Annotated in this window: 23 protein-coding genes and 2 tRNA genes; 4 read left to right on the forward strand and 21 right to left on the reverse strand. The window is 49.0% G+C overall.

All coding sequences use genetic code 11. The features are described 5' to 3' along the window. Positions 1-15: 15 nt before the first annotated feature. From IPJ68_02300 to prfB, 11 genes are all read right to left on the reverse strand, one after another. A complete protein-coding gene (locus tag IPJ68_02300) occupies positions 16-978 on the reverse strand; it encodes a hypothetical protein (protein QQR79083.1) in 963 nt (320 codons plus the stop codon). 47 nt (positions 979-1,025) lie between these two features. Beyond that, a complete protein-coding gene (locus IPJ68_02305; GenBank protein ID QQR79084.1) occupies positions 1,026-1,388 on the reverse strand; it encodes an inorganic diphosphatase in 363 nt (120 codons plus the stop codon). Between the two features lie 246 nt (positions 1,389-1,634). Next, positions 1,635-2,384: a class I SAM-dependent methyltransferase gene (locus tag IPJ68_02310; protein QQR79085.1), complete on the reverse strand. Its 750-nt coding sequence runs from the start codon at positions 2,382-2,384 to the stop codon at positions 1,635-1,637. Positions 2,385-2,421: 37 nt separating this feature from the next. After that, a complete protein-coding gene (locus IPJ68_02315; protein ID QQR79086.1) occupies positions 2,422-2,997 on the reverse strand; it encodes a hypothetical protein in 576 nt (191 codons plus the stop codon). A gap of 7 nt (positions 2,998-3,004) precedes the next feature. Further along, positions 3,005-4,291 (reverse strand): hypothetical protein, encoded by a 1,287-nt coding sequence (locus IPJ68_02320; GenBank protein QQR79087.1) that lies wholly within the window; start codon positions 4,289-4,291, stop codon positions 3,005-3,007. 675 nt (positions 4,292-4,966) lie between these two features. Further along, positions 4,967-5,893, reverse strand: a complete 927-nt coding sequence (locus IPJ68_02325) for an SET domain-containing protein-lysine N-methyltransferase (GenBank protein QQR79088.1) — start codon at positions 5,891-5,893, stop codon at positions 4,967-4,969. Between the two features lie 17 nt (positions 5,894-5,910). Continuing rightward, positions 5,911-5,982, reverse strand: a tRNA-Gln gene (locus IPJ68_02330). An 11-nt stretch (positions 5,983-5,993) separates the two neighbouring features. Continuing rightward, positions 5,994-6,236: a GIY-YIG nuclease family protein gene (locus IPJ68_02335; protein ID QQR79089.1), complete on the reverse strand. Its 243-nt coding sequence runs from the start codon at positions 6,234-6,236 to the stop codon at positions 5,994-5,996. 270 nt (positions 6,237-6,506) lie between these two features. Continuing rightward, positions 6,507-7,421, reverse strand: a complete 915-nt coding sequence (locus tag IPJ68_02340; GenBank protein QQR79090.1) for an ABC transporter permease — start codon at positions 7,419-7,421, stop codon at positions 6,507-6,509. A 2-nt stretch (positions 7,422-7,423) separates the two neighbouring features. After that, on the reverse strand, positions 7,424-8,110 hold the full coding sequence (ftsE, locus tag IPJ68_02345) for a cell division ATP-binding protein FtsE (protein QQR79243.1): 687 nt from the start codon (positions 8,108-8,110) through the stop codon (positions 7,424-7,426). Positions 8,111-8,138: 28 nt separating this feature from the next. Further along, on the reverse strand, positions 8,139-9,218 hold the full coding sequence (prfB, locus tag IPJ68_02350; GenBank protein QQR79091.1) for a peptide chain release factor 2: 1,080 nt from the start codon (positions 9,216-9,218) through the stop codon (positions 8,139-8,141). 235 nt (positions 9,219-9,453) lie between these two features. On the opposite strand from prfB, the gene IPJ68_02355 reads away from it, so the two are divergent. After that, positions 9,454-9,526, forward strand: a tRNA-Thr gene (locus IPJ68_02355). Positions 9,527-9,673: 147 nt separating this feature from the next. On the opposite strand, the gene IPJ68_02360 is transcribed toward IPJ68_02355, so the two are convergent. The 3 genes from IPJ68_02360 to IPJ68_02370 are packed head-to-tail and all read right to left on the reverse strand — an operon-like array spanning position 9,674 to position 11,956. Next, positions 9,674-10,726, reverse strand: a complete 1,053-nt coding sequence (locus IPJ68_02360; protein QQR79092.1) for a thioredoxin domain-containing protein — start codon at positions 10,724-10,726, stop codon at positions 9,674-9,676. Between the two features lie 24 nt (positions 10,727-10,750). Continuing rightward, a complete protein-coding gene (locus IPJ68_02365; GenBank protein ID QQR79093.1) occupies positions 10,751-11,137 on the reverse strand; it encodes a hypothetical protein in 387 nt (128 codons plus the stop codon). 48 nt (positions 11,138-11,185) lie between these two features. After that, on the reverse strand, positions 11,186-11,956 hold the full coding sequence (locus IPJ68_02370) for a hypothetical protein (protein ID QQR79094.1): 771 nt from the start codon (positions 11,954-11,956) through the stop codon (positions 11,186-11,188). 123 nt (positions 11,957-12,079) lie between these two features. On the opposite strand from IPJ68_02370, the gene IPJ68_02375 reads away from it, so the two are divergent. Beyond that, positions 12,080-12,619, forward strand: a complete 540-nt coding sequence (locus tag IPJ68_02375) for a hypothetical protein (GenBank protein ID QQR79095.1) — start codon at positions 12,080-12,082, stop codon at positions 12,617-12,619. A gap of 163 nt (positions 12,620-12,782) precedes the next feature. Further along, positions 12,783-13,064 (forward strand): hypothetical protein, encoded by a 282-nt coding sequence (locus tag IPJ68_02380; GenBank protein QQR79096.1) that lies wholly within the window; start codon positions 12,783-12,785, stop codon positions 13,062-13,064. A gap of 18 nt (positions 13,065-13,082) precedes the next feature. On the opposite strand, the gene ysxC is transcribed toward IPJ68_02380, so the two are convergent. The 4 genes from ysxC to IPJ68_02400 form a co-directional block, all read right to left on the reverse strand. Continuing rightward, positions 13,083-13,664 carry a ribosome biogenesis GTP-binding protein YsxC gene (ysxC, locus tag IPJ68_02385; GenBank protein QQR79097.1) on the reverse strand — a complete coding sequence of 194 codons (582 nt, stop codon included), beginning with the start codon at positions 13,662-13,664 and terminating at the stop codon, positions 13,083-13,085. Between the two features lie 129 nt (positions 13,665-13,793). Beyond that, a complete protein-coding gene (locus tag IPJ68_02390) occupies positions 13,794-14,108 on the reverse strand; it encodes a hypothetical protein (GenBank protein ID QQR79098.1) in 315 nt (104 codons plus the stop codon). A 101-nt stretch (positions 14,109-14,209) separates the two neighbouring features. Beyond that, the gene (locus tag IPJ68_02395; GenBank protein ID QQR79099.1) at positions 14,210-15,205 is read right to left on the reverse strand and encodes a hypothetical protein; all 996 of its coding nucleotides are present in this window, start codon (positions 15,203-15,205) and stop codon (positions 14,210-14,212) included. 117 nt (positions 15,206-15,322) lie between these two features. After that, positions 15,323-15,601 carry a hypothetical protein gene (locus IPJ68_02400; GenBank protein QQR79100.1) on the reverse strand — a complete coding sequence of 93 codons (279 nt, stop codon included), beginning with the start codon at positions 15,599-15,601 and terminating at the stop codon, positions 15,323-15,325. A gap of 9 nt (positions 15,602-15,610) precedes the next feature. On the opposite strand from IPJ68_02400, the gene IPJ68_02405 reads away from it, so the two are divergent. Further along, on the forward strand, positions 15,611-15,757 hold the full coding sequence (locus IPJ68_02405) for a hypothetical protein (GenBank protein ID QQR79101.1): 147 nt from the start codon (positions 15,611-15,613) through the stop codon (positions 15,755-15,757). On the opposite strand, the gene IPJ68_02410 is transcribed toward IPJ68_02405, so the two are convergent. The 3 genes from IPJ68_02410 to IPJ68_02420 form a co-directional block, all read right to left on the reverse strand. Beyond that, entirely contained in the window at positions 15,754-16,527 is a 774-nt protein-coding gene (locus IPJ68_02410; GenBank protein QQR79102.1) for a hypothetical protein, read from the reverse strand. The two genes, IPJ68_02405 and IPJ68_02410, sit on opposite strands and share 4 nt — an antisense overlap. 124 nt (positions 16,528-16,651) lie before the next feature. Next, complete coding sequence (locus IPJ68_02415) at positions 16,652-17,161, reverse strand: DM13 domain-containing protein (protein QQR79103.1); 510 nt, start codon at positions 17,159-17,161, stop codon at positions 16,652-16,654. Between the two features lie 190 nt (positions 17,162-17,351). Beyond that, positions 17,352-17,663, reverse strand: a complete 312-nt coding sequence (locus IPJ68_02420; protein QQR79104.1) for a hypothetical protein — start codon at positions 17,661-17,663, stop codon at positions 17,352-17,354. Positions 17,664-17,710: the final 47 nt, after the last annotated feature.

Genomic DNA, 17,710 nt, shown 5'->3' on the forward strand with positions numbered 1-17,710 from the left:
GGTATGGCTGAAGGGCTAGATATCATTCAGGGTATGCCGGATAGTCAGCTTTCCTGTAGCGGGGTCCTTATGGAGGATGCCAATCACGTTTGACAGTTTCTTTCTTCGAAGGTTCAGTTCATCGAATTCATCTTCCGTGAGGTCGCCCTCTGGATTCCATTGTGAGAGTGGCTCGGAGAGTGACCCCGATTTGTTTAATCGTATGAGTTCAGGGTAAATAGTCTTCTCGAGGAACGGCTTGGCCAGCGATCTCATCCGCATTGCCTCGTGGATGTCCTCCACCTCTTTATAGATGAAAGTCGCAACATCCACGGTTCCAAAGATGGCCTCTGCCTGATCAAATGCCGCGTAAAGCTGTCGCAGTTCGGGGGTCCTAATACGTTCGATCAAGCCCTCCCCCTCTGGGAATTCCGCCAACTCACCACCAGTAGACAAAGTGGTACGTTCCTTGGCTTCTTCTGCTGTGTGCCCGGCTGACTCGCTATCGGCGGGCACAAAGGTCAGTCTCTTGGCTCCTTCTGGAGCAACTTCTACAGCGCTGCCCTCGATGATCACTGGCGCTGTTCGATGAGCGGTAGATGATAGTGTCTCTTGCACCTCCTCATCGGTCCACTGATCGGTCCATTTGCCAGTAGCTTCATCGTACGTAGAAAAAGTAGCACCGCCAGTACACCGATCTTCATTGGGATCATCCAGGAATGCGCCCGCATAGTATGCGACTTCGATATTCGTCGACAGGGATCGATCGCCTACCCGTCGGTATGTATAGAGCGCGTCGTTTCCATCCAGACCGGTTACGGCCACTTCATACAGTAACACTCCACCTTGTTCGTCTTTCTGAACCCGCACCTCCCGGAGGCTTTCTTGTTTGGTCAATTTCTCAAGTCGGACTCTCAGCTGCTCCTGGATTTCTTGAAGTGTAAGAAACCGTGGGCCTTTTTCTGGGGTCGGTGCTTGGGATGGAATGTCGTAATTCATAATGTTTGAAATACATTTGCTGCAACTCTGGGACGAAGTTGGAACTTTTATCTCACGACTTCACTATCATATAGATGCTCCTGAAAAGCAACTTGATTCATGATTTCTTCATCAGAATAGGCTATTCCTTCTGGAACCACCACAAGCTTATCGTCATCATCATTTCTTCTATGAATTATAGCAATGCAAATTCCCTCCACTTTTGTGAGTGGTTCATTAGCGCCTAAGAAGTAGGCGTCCAGGTCATCTCCATCAGGAGCTAAAACATGGGGTACATACCCATAATTTACAGGGTAGGAATCAATTTTATGAGGCTCGTATGAGGAGCCGATTGGTTGGTCAAATTCAAGCTGAACTTTTTTTCCAAGAAAAGTGCGAGCAATTTCTAGTGATTTAGAGACTTCTTCCATTTATTAAATTTATCAGCTGGGGAGGAAGGGAATCTTACTCGCTTCGCTCTTTGAGAACCCCTCGGTTCTCAACACTCGCAGACTCGCTGCTCTCCGCCACGGGAAAACTCCCGTTTTCCCGACCCCTGCCTACCGGCAGGCAGGCCTTTCCCTGTTCGATCCCTTACCTTTCCATTATAAACAAAAACACCCACAAGGGGTATTTCCGTTTACAAAAGCTGAGGCTCTGGGACGAAGTTGGAAATTTTATTTCGAATTTTGACGCTTAATAAATGAAAGCATATGACATATTGGTTTTCCGCTTTTAGATGCTGATTTATTCATAATAGGTTTTTCTACGATTAGTTCAAAACCGGCTACGTTTGCTGATTCTCGAACTGATTCAACTGGTCTCAGAATATCAAAAATAGTACTGGTAACACCGCCACCGAGGTTCCGTTCTATCTTTACTTCTATGGCTCCATCAGCTAATTGACGGACGATTTCAGCCATAACAATATGTTTTCCTTGACCGGTCTCAGAAGAGAGTTCATCGTCTTTATCTCCCATAACAAGAATAAGTTTTCCGTTATCCGCAAGAAGTTGACTAATTTCTTGAAAAGCAACTTGCAGGTCTTCGATGTGTTCAATGACCATCACCGCAAAAGCCGTGTCGAACTTTTCTTTCGTTGTTTCCGAAAACTTTTTGAGCGTAGATAGATGTGAAGTTGCCCATGGATATTTTTCTGTACTTGTTTTTATATTTGCTTCTGATGGATCGATACCTTGAATATCGCTAGCCCCTTTCTCTTTGAGCCAGTTAAAAAGGTGACCTGTTCCTGATCCTATATCTAGTATTTTTTTATCTTTTATCGCATCAATTTCGACAAACGAATCCAAAGACTCTCGCAAGTATTTGCGAGAAGGTGAATCTTCCGCTCCACGCAAGTGCCACTGCGTCTCAGGAAGATCATATTGTTTCGGATCTGTTGCTTTTGGAAATTCTCCTATATTCATAATTTTATTTGTTGTCCCTATGGGACGAAGTTGGAACTTATTTGATTTTCTCTACCTGACTCATAAGTACTCGATACATCAGGGATATAATAAACAAAAAACCCTCTTTTTCCGGCATGAACTGATTAAGTCTAATTACAGTATCATCCTTATATTCTGCTGGGAAGTTTATACTCAAATACAGCATCGTCTTACTTTTTTCCTTCCACATCCGATATTTAATTTCCTTTTCACCCGCAAATCTGGATAAAAAATTATCGATAGATTTCCCAGGTTTTGACCAGTTTATCATTTCTTTAGTAAATGCTATTTCATCCCAACTTTTATAAAATGGGAAATGTACAAGGATATTTCTTACAAAAAGTATATATTCTTTTGAAAGCTCTGCTTCTAGCGGTGGCCTGATTATTTTTAGATTATCCAGAAACCACCCCACTGGTTCGTACTCAAGAATTTCTGAATAGATAAGAATAGCATCTCGCATCCTGCTTAATCTGTAGTATGGATCTTTGCTCCAAAATGAATCTTTGCTGATTTCCTCGAAAATATCTAAGAAAGCATCATAAGACGACTGTAGAAAGAGCTCCTCTTTTTTACTAGGTCTTTGATTCATATTGATCCTATTCATACATCTCTAAATATGGCTTCACCCAGTCTTTCCCGTACACTTCTTCAACAAGTTTTAAATGTTGCGGTGTCATTTTAGCCTCTATCGAATCAAGGTAACCAAAAATGTCTTCTTTATCGGCAAGTGAAAGAATTTTTGTGTCATACTTAGCTATTTTTCTCTGAACATCACCAAAGCTAAGGAGACCAGCCATTTCCCTGTCCACAAGCATCGCATCCACATAAGGTAATAGTGTAGAAATCATTTCCACATCACTAGCCATACCCCTGTTTGGCGGTAACTTTCGTCCTCCATGCGCAGCCTGATGGGCAATTGCTGCCCACAAAGATGCAGCAATTTCATTAAATGGAATATCTAACATTTCTTCTGAGGAAAGAAAGTTTACTACTGCCATAAATTTTTCGTGTCTATCTTTTCCCGGAGCAAATGTTATCAAACTATGGACCAAAACCTGTTCATCCCAGAACTCAAAAAAAGTTGATGGATCAAATGCTGATGTGCCATTTTCTATGGCTTGTCCGTAGTTTACTAAAGCCTGAGCATACCTCTGTGACATTGCTTTTCCCCATGCCAGTCCCTCTTCCTTGAACCAATCAGGGAAAGCCATACCCTTTTCTTTTTGCCACCTCTCGAAAGTTGCTTTTAGGGAATCAGCAATCCTTTCTCTTGCGTTTCTCTCGGCCTCCACATCTTTCGGATCTACTTTAGAGTCAACTGTCACATAGATTCTGCCTCCCCAGCTCCCATGGCTGTTCTCTAAAACATCATCTTTTGTTATTTCAGTATCTTTCTCGCCCCCTAATTTTCGAAACTTCGATGCAACTTGAAACCTTCTAATTGTAGGTGCATCTAAAAATGTTGTCCCACCAGAAAAGTGATCATACATTTTTTTCAAGGGTGCATATTTGCCTAATTTTGATTCAGTTCTGTGAAAAGTAGAATCAGGAATTTCAATTAATTGTAGTCTATGCAGTCTCTCAAGTTTTTCAAATAGCTTTAACCAAAACTTATCTACCTTTTCTGTTTTCCCAAGCTTCGCATTAAGCGCCAGCATCATATTGCTTATTGCAAATTGATCGAGATAGATGATGTGTTTTTCAAGTACAGGTAAATCAAACCTTTGGGAATACCAACACTTAGTGCATCGACGGGTATAGTTATCATTGCCACCCGTCATAATTAAAACCCCAAAGTTTTTCGTTGAACACTTCGGACAAGTAATATAGGGCTCAGATATGAAAATTCGTGGATCAATGCTTATAGCCGCTTCTTCTGCCATAGCTCTAAATTTAAACTGTTGAAACTTATGTTAGACCTAAAAATGATAATAAACAAATGTCTCGCTTGTTGACATGGGACTTAAAGTGATGTAGGTTCTACTTGGAAACTTAAAAACCGAAATCCCGCAAATTATATTATTTTTTGCTGGCCACAAAGGGCGGATCAACTATACTAATAAGTCCCAAAGGAACAACCTATTCTAGGACCCGGGCAGCCCGATCCATTTCAACTCTACTTAAAGGCTCATATTACATATTCCATAGGGAACCTCATGCTGATTGAGCGCTCTGTGTGATTTTTTAAATCTATTTGATACTTAAGAAACCATCTTCAATTAGGGGTTGGTTTTTTCGTTTCCCAGAATTTTATTCTCTGGGGAATGAAGCAAAGATTTATCAAAGAATTACGAGATCGGATAAAAGCGTATTCACAAACACGCTGTGCTTTGGCTATTTCCGATGATGAAGTAGAGCCAAAAAAGGATTTGTCAGTGCTATTGGTGAACGGAAAACAATTGTTCTGAAAAGGTTACTTTGGAACCTTGAAATCAAAGAGAAAGTTGTGGATACCGTCAGCTACAAAAAGCCTTACGGCATAACAAAAAAGCACCCAAAACGGGTGATTTTTCGGAAATGCTGAACCTATTGGACGAAGTTGGAACTTATTTACTCGGCTAATCAAGCAAACTTTTAAGTTTATCGATAAAACCATTCTTTTTCATTTCTTCGAATAAAATCCAGTCAGCCGTATAGAGGAGATACTTTAATTTGTACTCTTTCGGGAGTTTCCGCCAGGGGAGAATATCGCCAAAACAATTTTTAGATCCACACAAACATTTGCCACCAGGTACCTGCCAATCGGAATTACAGAAGAGGCTATAGGAGAGAGTGAGTTGTTCGCCGGGCTCGATGTCTCTCATCGTGCAGACGGAAAACAAATCTTTTACGTAGCAGTTCGGTTCGCACGAATGATTTATTTTTACTGCAATAGTATTGAACGCATTTCTATAAAAATACTTACTAAATGGGACGGCGTGATCCTTGGCAGTTTTGTGTGTCTTGGCGATGTCAGATTCTTTCTCCGCAAAAATGACCTCCCCGTCAATATAGGCGATACTGGTTTCCTTGGGAATAAATTCTTTTGCAAAAACACCCGAACCAAGTAAATCATCTACCTTTTTTATTTCCACCGCCTTACTATCCTGAAATGGGGATGATTGTGGTAGCTCATGCCAAGTAAATTCACTACATTCAAACTTTTTTGAAACGAAATCAATTATTTTGTTGGTATCAAAATCAGAACAAGTATAGATGTCTACCGTAAAGAAATTTGTATCATTCCAGACATAGGTACTTACTTCATTTTCGTTCCAAACGATGAATCCATCATAGGAAGAATTCTCTTCTACTTTCTTGTTGAAAGCATAATCAAAAACAAAAGGACCTCGTAGTCCTTTGATGATATTATCAGGGTCTTTAATCTGCTCGGTGAAATCTAAAAGAAAATTATAAAGAAAATCTAAGCTCGTAATTTTGGCTCCATACTTTCCTTCGATGATGAGCCTCTTTCTAAAAATTTCTGGAGCTATATTGTGATACATAGAGGTAAAATGATTTGCTGGGGAGGAAGGGATCGAACCTTCGCATGGTGGGACCAGAACCCACTGCCTTACCGCTTGGCTACTCCCCAATGTTAGGTGCTTAGTTGTTCTCTTGAAACTGTCTCTGTATCGCTCGTCGTCCACTTCGCGACTTCAAGAATAGTTCTCTTTTTCTGGCTTCAATGAGATTATCATACTCTTCGCTATACGCAAGGATGAAGGGACGGCGATTTTTTGTAGAAATGTTTTTGCCAGCATTATGCTCGTCTAATCGGCGCTTTAGGTCGGTTGTGGATCCAACGTATGTACGATGATCTTTCTGACTGAGCAATATTATAGACATGTCCTTTCATAGGGCCCCTGCCTTATCCGTCTTCATTGCATTCAGCCGAGATAAACCGCTTGGCTTGCCTCGGCTCACCCTAGGGTGAGACGGGCTACTCCCCAATAGCTTCGAATCAAGAATAAGGAATCAAAAATCATGAGCTCGGCATCATGATTCTACAGCCATGAGACCCCCTTTCCTCATTCGAACTTCTGTTCAAAAAGACTCCCCTATCCTAGCGGAAAATGATATCCGAATCAAGTCGGCAGACCGCAAAAACGATAGGCTCTACGTCTTCAGGTAACGGTGAATCGCGATGAAGCTCGAAATGACCCCGAGGAAAACACCGAGGCAGATGGTTGCGACCGAGAGGGTTGGGAGATAAGCGAGGAAGACCTGGAAAATATTGCCTTGAGGAAAGGCACCCTGGGTGAAACCGGCCAAGCCATACGAGGCCGAAGCCACGAGGGCTACCGACACGACTCCCGCGAACAGTCCATAGAGGATACCCTCAAAGATGTACGGCATCCGCACATACAGGTTGGAGGCACCGACGAGACGCATGATTTCGAACTCTTGGCGGTGAGAGTAAATCGTGATCCGGATCGTATTGAAGGTGATGAGAACCGCGATCAGTCCGAAGGCGCTCCCAAGCGCGATCCCAAACTTGCGAGCAGCTTGTCCGATAGCGTTCAAGCGCTCGAAAATCCTCCGGTTCTTTTCGAAATTAATCCGGTTAATATCCGCCTGATACGGAGAGGTTTCGAGAAAGGTCGCGATTTTCTCATAATCAGCTTGGTTTTTGGCTCGGATGACGAGTGATGCGAGCAGCGGGTTCTCCCCGATTTCGTCGATCGCTTGGCGGATAACGGGGTCAGCGCCATTGTTGGCGAGGAAGTCTTCGAGCGCCCGTTCGCGAGAGACATACTCAATCGAGGCAATCTCACGCGCCCGTTCCAGATACTGCTTCATTTCGACCATGCGTTCTTCGGTGACATCCGGATTGAACGAGACAGTGATACTGATCCGATTCTCAAGATTGTTCACGATGAGCCGCGTACCGATCGTGATCAGACCAGCAAAACTAATGATGAAGAGTGAAAGCGAGAGAATCGTAATCGTCGCAAAAGACAGCCAACCATTGCGCCGGAAATTCGTCAGTCCCTCTCGAAAGGTGCGCCAGAGTTTCAGTGTCCGTTGCATAATTAGAGTTTGATATTGTATTTCCCGCGCGCTTCATCGTGCCGGAGTCGCCCCTCGACGAGCGAGATGACGCGCTTGTTGAGTTGGTCGACGACTTCGTTCTTGTGAGTCGCGATGATGACGGTGGTACCGTACGAGTTGATCTCGAGCAAGAGATCAGTCACCTCACGGGTCGACACGGGATCCAGATTGCCGGTTGGTTCATCGGCACAGATAATCTGTGGGTGATGAATAAGGGCCCGAGCGATCGCGACACGCTGCTGCTCCCCACCCGAAAGCTCACGTGGAAATTTGTGGCCCTTGTTCCCAAGGCCGACGATTTCGAGTAGCTCACTTACCTCCTCACGGATTTCTTTGGCGCTTCGGCCATCGACTTCGAGCGCATAGGCGATGTTCTCAAAGGCTGTTTTTTGCGGCAAAAGTTTGTAGTCCTGGAAAACGGTGCCGATATTGCGTCGGAAATACGGCAGATGCTTACGATTGATGTCTTTGATCGGTCGCCCTTTGAAGTACACGGTGCCATCGGTCGGTTCCGCTTCAGCATAGATGAGCTTCAGGAGGGTAGATTTCCCAGCGCCGCTCGAACCCACGAGTGAGATGAACTCGCCCGGAAACACCGTGAATGACACTCCGTACAGCGCATTGACGCCACCAGGGTAATCCTTGGTCACATTCTCAAAAACAACTATCGGCTGTCCTTCAGTCTTGGGCATGGAGTTATTTTTTCTGTCTTTGCTCATATTGTAGCTCACTTTCGATGAAACTGTCCAAGTCACCATCGAGTACGGCCTGGGTATTGCTCGTCTCAGTGTCGGTCCGATGATCCTTCACCAGCGTATACGGATGGAGGACATAAGATCGGATTTGGTTACCAAAGCCGGCAGACTTGAATTCACCCCGAATCGCTGCCTTACGCTCCTCCTCATCATTTAGACGTTTCTGGAGTAGTTTCGATTTGAGGAGCTTCATTGCCTGATCGCGATTCTGCAGTTGAGAGCGCTCGCTCTGGCACGCGACGACGATGCCACTCGGCAGATGGGTCAGTCGAACGGCGGATTCGGTCTTGTTCACGTGCTGCCCACCGGCTCCGGATGCACGCAATGTGTCGACGCGCAGTTCTTCGGGTTTGATCTCGATAGAGCGGTCGGTATCGGGTAGGACAGGCATGACTTCGACCGAGGCGAACGACGTCTGGCGGAGATTATTGGCATTGAAGGGTGAGAGGCGAACGAGCCGGTGCACCCCCATCTCACCGCGCAGATACCCGTAGGCATAGCGTCCCCGGATCTCGACGGTGACGCTTTTCAGACCGGTTTCATTGCCACGGTTTTCATCGAGCACCGTCGAACGGAAACTGTGGCGCTCAGCATAGCGCAAATACATGCGGAGCAGCATCTCCGTCCAGTCCTGAGCTTCGGTCCCGCCAGCTCCGCTTCGGAGCGTCAGGATTGCGTCAGCGTGATCATAAACGCCACCGAGCAAGAGTTGGAACTCCCATTCACGGAGCTGTTCCCCGATCGCCTGGACGTCTTGTTCCAATGACTGAATGTCTTTCTCCTCAAGATCAGCCATGCCCGATAACTCAGCAGCATCTTGAAGTGAGCGAGAGAGAACTTCGAAACGGGCAATTTCCTGCTTCAAACCATCTAGTGTCTGCATCGTCGCGGCGGCCGCTTCGGGTGTATCCCAAAACCCCGGCTGTTCACTGACCGTTTGGAGTCGGGCGATTTCAGTCCGCTTTCCGTCCCAGTCAAAGATAGTCCCGCAGGCGGGCGTACTGGGTTTCAAGCAAGGCAATTTGTCGTTTCAGTTCATCCATAAAGTACACGCTTACATCAATTTCACTTTTATTTTACCATGTCAGCTTGATTCTTCTCAGATATTTGCTAGGATAAGAGGCGTTATTGCCAGCTTAGCGTTAGGCAGGTACCTGCCCGACACGTTTGACGAGCAAACGAGTCATGCGGACGGGGAGCGGCGCACTCGCTTGCCCCGTCACACTGATGTTGACAATAATGTTTAGAATTCTCTTGCCGATGTAGCTCAGTTGGTAGAGCGACGCACTCGTAACGCGTAGGTCACCAGTTCAATCCTGGTCATCGGCTCCGATAAAAGTGTAACAGGGTAATCGCAGGTCTCCAGCTCCCTTCCTGCCTTGGGAGGGAATCCTCAGACGGTGGCTCAGTTGGTGGATTTAGCCGTCCGAAGCTTCTCTGAAGGTGTACAGATTCTCGAGAGCATGCGTCTGTTCATCATTCGGCGAGAGTCGATTCAATGAGGGCTTTCAGTTCGGCATAGGGTGCCGCTCCAGAGATATATTCCCGATTGACGAAGGTGGCGGGGGCAGATTCGAGATGGAAATCAGCGGCGAGCTTGGAATCGGCGGTAACTTTCGCAACTGAAGTTTTCTCATCAAGGCAGCGGGTGAAAGCTTGGCCATCCATACCACGCACTCGCCACGCATACTCCTTGAAACGTCGTTCGCCGCCAATCTTCCCCCATTCGTTCTGGCGCGCAAAGAGGACGTCGGCGTAGGGCATGAATTGATTTTGGGCCGCGGCGCATTGGGCTGCCTCGGCTGCTTTGGTCGCCTGCGGATGAATAGCGAGCGGCAGATGCTTCCAGACAAGTCTGAGCCGGTCTCCGTATTCGGCGAGGAGTTTCTTGTAGGTCGCGTGATATTCCCGGCAGTACTGACATTGAAAATCAGAAAAAACAAGGAGCGTCACCGGAGCGTCCGAGTCCCCGATGACGATATCCCCGGCCCCCGTTTCCGGTGCCGTCAGGTAGCGCCCGATAGGCATGCCGATCATGTTCATATCAAAGACGTGTGTCCCGTTGACTTCGTGGAAGAGCGGTTCGGCTTGAGTATAAAACTCCGTTTCCTTGACCGTATCATCAAATATGAATGCCGGCACGGTCACGAGATGGAGTGACTCCACGAGTTGCTTCCCTCTCTCAGTCGAGATATCGACACGCTCAGCCTCGACAGTCGGTACGATGCGTCGGAGCCAGAGTAGGGCTTCACTCGGATCACACGTGGCACACTGCTCATCATTGACGATCCGCAGTGACACCTTGGGTTCGGTATAGCCGACCCAGGTCTTGCCACCCGTGACGAGGATATCGTGCGATCGGATGGCTGGTCCCGAAAAGCCCGCACCCGTGATGAGCTGGCCGAGATCGACGAAGAGGCTTCCGACGAAGAGACCCGCGAGCAGAACAAGTCCTGCCAACAGATTTTTTGGGTCCCCTGTCCAACGTCTCCAGCCCTGTTTCACACCTCCCCAATTCATGAAGTTCATAAAGAGAATGTAGCTTACGGTGATTTAGAGTGAAGGAAGCCCCGTTTCGTCCGTGCAGGCCGGATACTCAGCCCGGGTTTTGACCGTGAGGTTTGCTCCAGCGGCGAGCGCCCGTTCACGCAGTGCATTCAGCGCATAGAGCCGTTCGGCTGGGACGAGCCGATAATCCTCATGGCCGATCGTGAGGCTGGATTGGGTCAACACTTTCAGACCGAAGCCCGCCGCGACGCTGACCATAAAGAGGGTCAACCAACCAAGGGTGGCGGTGATTTTCGGCAGCCCGGCGAGAGAGCCCCACAGCTTGGCAAAGATGGTTTGAAAATCATGAAAAACCTCGACCAAGGTAGGCCGCCAAAGAGAGGCGGTTTCCTGCACACGACTGAGAAATTGGGTGAGCGAGGGTCGATTCATAGCAGCCCACACTAGCACACCCCTCCTGACGGTGACAAGTATCTGATCTCAGTGGGTGCCGGTCACGACGGCTGGCACGGTGACTGCCGCGGGCGCTCGGAAGGTACGGAATTCTCCATCCGTGTCGCCTTGCCAATCGCTCACCCAGCCCTCGCAGTTTGCAGAATGGACACATTGCCCATCCCAGCCATTGTAATCACTCGTTGTATCGCGCCAGTAGTCAACACCAAACTGGAGCCTGGCGGTCTCGGTGATATTGGCCTCGATTTCCAACACATACGTCATCGTGGGATCTATCGGGAGGCGTGGCTTGGTCCAGGCATGATAGATTCGAAGCGGTACTTGGCCGAGGTCGAGCGAGAGCCGATCTTCCAGAGGTGATGCGATATTTCGTTCGTCGCGCCCCTTGGTCTCCCCGAACCACTTCGGGACACGAGGAAAGAGCCGTCCGACAAATGAATGGGGGTCGCGTGGATCAATCTCAGTCAAGATGGTTTCTCGACCAGTGCCGTCTATGGCAATGATGCGGAATACCCGAATTTCGATCCGGGGTGTGGCAGCGGTCTCATCCGCGCACGGGACGGCAGAGGCTGCATTGACCCAGCCGACCAGGGTGGTGTAGCCGTCCGGAACATGGTCCCAATGTACGGTCTCTCGCTCCCAGATGGCCCCATGGGGCGTTTCCCCGGGCCAATGGACCGTTTGTTGGCATTTGATCGATAGCGGCATGAAATACACGAGGCGAAGCGTGCTGAGAACGATGAACACGATGATAATGAGTCCAACCCCGGCCGCGGTCTGCTTGAAAATAGCGCGCATGTGGCTTATTTCAGGGATTTTGATACATTTCGATTGACAAATATAACATATTCATATAGAATGTTCAAATGGTTTTCTCGTTGTTTTAACAATTTACCAAGACAAGAAAGGTAGGGAAATAAAATGGCGATTGCCTCTCTCAAGCCGGATCTCAAGACGCATGTGGTAAGAATGGTGTCAAAAGGAGTCTGGTCAGGCACCGCTGTACTCGAACTAAAACTCCAGGCACTGAAGGAAACATTGAGGGATAACTCCCCGCCTTTGGAAGAGGAGTGGACGTACTACAATTTCATCCAGAATGGAGGAATCATCTTTCTCGTAACAGACGGTCGACTGCTCGTCGGGGCGGCAACAGTCGGACGTTGCTCCAGTCTCTGGAGTGAGAGCTTCATGGTAGAGGATTTTTGTGTCGCCCCACGGATCTCGGTCTTGACAGACCAGGTCTACGGGGCGATGCTGAAAGGCATCGTTTGTTTTGCCCGCTTGATGGCGGCGGGAGGAGAAGAGATGAAACCTATTCTGATTCATCTCAGTGCCGGAGATTCTAAACGCCGGCTTCTCAAGAGACTGTTCATGGAGTATGGGTTCCAGGAGGAATCTGATGCGCCCGGGATGTGGATCGCCCGTGTCAGCCAGAAAGGCCAGGATCAGTTGGCTGCCTAACGTCATCGGGCAGCATTGCCGAAAGCGCTTCACGGGTATCACTCCGCGGGGCGCTGTTTTCTTTTCTCGATTCTTCACCGTATCCCCATTACACCCACCTTGACGCACGCTTTGCCGCATGCGATACATGAGTCATGTCCTTTTGAAGTGAGGTAGTATCACAATGGCTCATGCACCAAAGTTGTTGTATGAATTTCCAGCTGATAGTAAAACCGTCTATCTGCAAATGAATGGGGAACGATATCAGATCCTTCGTTTTCTCCGAACGGACAAGGCTGGGGTGAAGAAGAGATTTGCTGGTGGAGAGATTTACTCGGGTGATATCGCCATCATCGAAAAGAGTGGCAAGCCAGTGGAAGTTACACTGAAAATCACGTCTATCATCACCGAGCTCCCAGTCGACCCGCCACCGCCAAAAAAGTCGCAACTCCGCCGTCGCGCCTGATAGTCGAAACTCCGACCGTCAGGCGCTCTTGTTTTCGAAAATTGCGCTGAGGAGCTCGCTGCGCCCCTCCCCGGTCTTGGCCGAGTGCCGGATGACGCGAGCTGGAGCAAACTCGGTTTCGAATGAGCGGATATTTTTGTCTACATCCGTCCGCCGTCCCTTGTCGCACTTGTTGGCGAGGATGATGACCGGACGTCCATATTCCATCAGCAGCCGGAAGATGTCGCGGTCCGAGTCCTTGGCCCCGATTTCGGCATCGACGATCAACACGGCCGCCCGGATATCGATCGACATATCGGCTGCAAACCAAGAGATATAGCCAGCCATTTTCTTGCGGAGTGGTCCAGGGACATTGGCATAGCCATACCCCGGTAAGTCCGCCAGGTACCAGCTGTCATTTATGAGGAAATAATTGATCTCGGTCGTCCGCCCAGCGCGTTTGTTGGCATGGGCCAAGTCTTTTTGTCCGGTGAGTGTGTTGATGACGCTCGACTTGCCGACATTGGAACGGCCGAAAAACGCGACCGTCGGCCGCGACGGCTCCGGCAATCCCTCGGAGCCGATGACTCCTTTGATGAATGTGGCGGAACGGATTTCCATAAGCACTTCATCCTGGCAGAATTTCTCCGGAGCTGCAAGTGGGAATGTGTGAGAATTAGGCAGAAAAAAGCCCCGGAGACTGTGAGGCCAGGGGGCAGCAGGACGTGGTGGAAACTGCAATAATTCCTACTATGCGATCGTGAGGTCATAGCCATGTTCGAGACACCATCCACGAATAGCCGTGTTGATGTCGGCTTGATGCCTCGCGTTCATTATGAACATGAATCGCCGTGCGGGAGGCGCATGGACGTTGATGTGGATGTGTCCATTTTCCGTTAATCCTTTCACGCAGATCTCTCGCTTGGTACCACATTGGCAGTCGTATTTCCGTCCATCGATACGGACATCAAGTCCTGGGAATTCAGACTTGAGCTGCGCTGCCAGGTTAACGACGAGCGATGCAGCGGTCGGAATTGGGCGTCGCTGGGTGGCAGACGCGGGCATACTGGACATGGGAATCCTCCTTTCGGTGTGATGAGTTGTCAAAGTTCAATGGCGTATCCTAGCACCATAGGTGACAATGTCAACCGCTAGGCGAGCAGGTGCTAGTGAGGATTGGCTGCAGGCAGGGTGTCGAGGAGTTTGAACGCCTGCTCTGGCAGTTTGAGCGGACTCTGATGGAAGGCACCGTGTCCACCGTTCGGGTCCTCGAGGAGCTTCAAGACATTGGCGCCCATGCCCGTCAGATAGGTCTTTGTCTCGGTCATGCCTTCGCAACCATCGCGCGTCGGATTGTCGTCCTTCGCTCCACAGGCAAGTATCCACGGCACGCCTTGGTAGAGCCGACCACCCGAGTAGGTCGATTGATCCGGGGTGAGTGGGAAATCCTTTTGGTATTTGCCCGAGGCTGAGATCACGGCATCGATGACCGGGTGGCCACTGACGACATCATACGCCTTCACAGCATACGTGTTGGCACTTCCGCGAGAGAAGCCTTCGAGCACGACGAAATCATCTGCGGCATAACCGTAGGTATCGAGAAAGGCACGGATCGCGGCGAGGACTTCATCCGGACGCAAGTAATCTGTCGTTTTCTCGCCCTCCCCGTCCCACCAACCGACGCTCGCCAGTGCATAGTCGCCGCTTATGATATGCGATTGCCAGGCGGCATAGTCTTGCTTTGCCGTAGAGCCATGACCAGGAAGAGAAAAGATGATTTTGCGCGGCTGCTTCGAGTTTTGACCCTTCGGCTGACCGACGAGAAACGAGTGCTGACCATCGCTCGCCATGACGGAAACCGGATTCGCGAGTGTCGACACGCTGTCATCGAGTGACTTGGTCATGACAGCGGCCGAGGCCGTCGTTTCATCCGTCGTCACGGCTACCGGCCGACTCCCCGCTGTGGTCGAAGGCTGGGGGCGTTCGGATCCCTTCACCAGAGACTGGTCAGTGAGCGGCCCGCGTTCCGGCGGACGAGTCGGCGGTTGTACAGCACTTGCTGAGCGATCAATTGTACCCGGGACGACAAATGTCACGATGACGATCGCTCCGAGGATTACGGCCACGAGCACGGCGGCACCGATCAAGATATTTTGTTTCATATTTCTAGTATATACATAACTCATCACTGATCCAAGGCTTCGACATAAAAAAAACGCCCCGGACGGATTGCGTCGCAGGGCAGCTAAGTGGGAAAGCTCTAGTGGCGGACCGTACAGTCAAGACGATGTGTCCTCTGCGGTGGGGAAGATGAGCCGGATAGCGGTGATAGCACATATCACATCTTTCAGCACTAACATCCTCAATCCTCTCGGTTTCCGCACAGCATCAACGGGGATGACTGCCTTGACTGGTTGACTTCCCACGAAGAGGATTGACTGTCCTTCGCCGATCGCGATTCCGATCTTGCCGGTCCCCATCACTTCACCGAGTTTCCGCTCCTCCCCAGCTCCGTACAAGAACAATTCACCTGGTTGAAACACCTTCATCTTCATCATCCTTCTCCTGTGGTGTGGTTTTACACGGGATTGAGTATACATGAAATCGCGATTTTGTCGATATGGATGCAGCAAAAACGCGGTGTGCCGGTCCTGACGGTATTGACCGATGCACATCTCTCGTATCCCAACAGCGGCACGGCTGGAAATCTCTAAATTGGATCCACTTTTTTGTAGTTCATCGGGAAACGCTTGAGGGATTCAATATCACCAATCTCCGTGTAGTGAAGTTCCGCTTCAGCCTTGTCTTGTTTCCCTGGAGTATTCATCACTATCGACGAGAAAAGTCCAGTCGTAGGGTCAATATATACTTCGATATCCACCGTGACATTGTCCGGCACATACGCATACGAAAGCAATTTTCGACCACTGGTCCTGTAGCCGATAGTCTGACGGCCATTCCCAGTACTCTCGGGTATCAGTATCCACGGCGGAGCGATGGGGGTTTCCCCCTGAAGAATGGGGTCAATCATCGACCCAACTTTGTAGATAGCGAGTAGACGCTGCGCCTGCGGAGCACTCATCTCTAGCTCAGCGAACGTTTTATCTTTGTTATTCAAAGAATAGAGCTTCCCATCCTTGATAATCGCACTGGTATCACCGTAGGTATTATGCGTGTCTACTCTAATGAGGACTCCCTTTTGGTAGTAAAACGTGAATGTCGAATTCCCTTTCCCACTCTGGTCCATGGCTACCTGGTAATCCTTGACAGAAAAGTGTTTGAAGAAATACTCTACCGGATTACTGATTTCAGCCGATAGAGCTGGTTTCTTTGCTGTGTCATCCGTGACGGGGAGCTCACGTTGGTAGAAGAAAAAATAGTAACCCGTAGCCGTCGAACCCAAGGCAAGTATCACGAACGCGATTGTCACAAACAAACCATTCTTCCGCCCAGCTGCTAGCGGCATGGGGGTGTTATTCTCCATAAGTTTTTATATTTGTTGGTGTTATATTCCTATCGTATTCTACACCTCGCGTCGTCACTGCGCATCGAAGTCGATGGGAACAGTGTTCGGAGAGCATTGACGCTTTGCATCACGCAAGAACCGTCTATTGTCCCAGGGAAAGATCGGCAGAATTGAAGAGCACTGAGAAGTCTTCGCACCAGGTGAGCGCATAGCGATAGCGGGCTATATCGACACCGGCCGGCACGGGGTAATTGATGTTGCCTTCGGTCCCCCTGATGGGCCCGAGATCAATGTAGTCTGCTGCTTGGAGATCATTGGCTAGATAGATTCGGACATCGGGGCCATTGATGGTTTTGTAGTCTTCGTAGCGGATGATCGTCTGATCACCATCTTTCACGATGCGTACAAAGCCAGAGGCAGGATGGGCAGGAGTGTCGACGATCGGAATGCGTTTGGAAGGAGGTGTGATGACATCGGTTTCTTGGCGCGGGTTTTTCGCGGCATCGCCTGTAACGACGAGAGCGTCTTCGGTGGTGACACCCTTTTCCGGTGCTGGATCATTCACTACTTTGGTATCGAAAAGCGGTGAGAGGCCATACCAAGCAATTCCTATGAGGACGATGGATGCGGAGATAATAAGGAATGTCTTCATATGCCTACAGTGTAGCACTGCCGGTCTTTTGATAAAAAGGCCTTTTTATCAAACATTCGCCTCCTTCATATTCGCATGCGTGATGTAAATGATGATGAATTTCATAGAAGTATTCGATAAAGAAAAAGTGGGTGGCGGAATCAACGACTCCACCACCCTGATCTTATAGGCGGTGCTAACCCCACCGACTCTACGATTGCCAATATGCCCTGATACGGTAACTTGCAGGATAAGTGCGGCGTATCGTCACTTCCGGATAATCACGCAGATTGGCGATAGCTAGATCCACTCGTCGGCGGCTCGCAGGCAAGCCAAGATGCATGATGACCTTTGCGGTGCCAGTGGAGTACCAGTCCAGATGGGCACCAGTAATTTCGTGAATGATATTGACGAATGCCTCGACCTGTTGGGGCGTACCCCAGAAGTCGGCGACATTGTCTCCACATACCCCCATGAGCCAGCTCATCGGGCGGAGCTCTGGCTCTTGGTGAGAGTCTTGCAAAGGAACATCTCTACGTAACCACATAACCATCTCCTTCTAAAGTTGGT

The organism is Candidatus Moraniibacteriota bacterium (genome assembly GCA_016699425.1).
In the GTDB taxonomy this organism is placed as follows: domain Bacteria; phylum Patescibacteriota; class Minisyncoccia; order Moranbacterales; family UBA1568; genus SSEF01.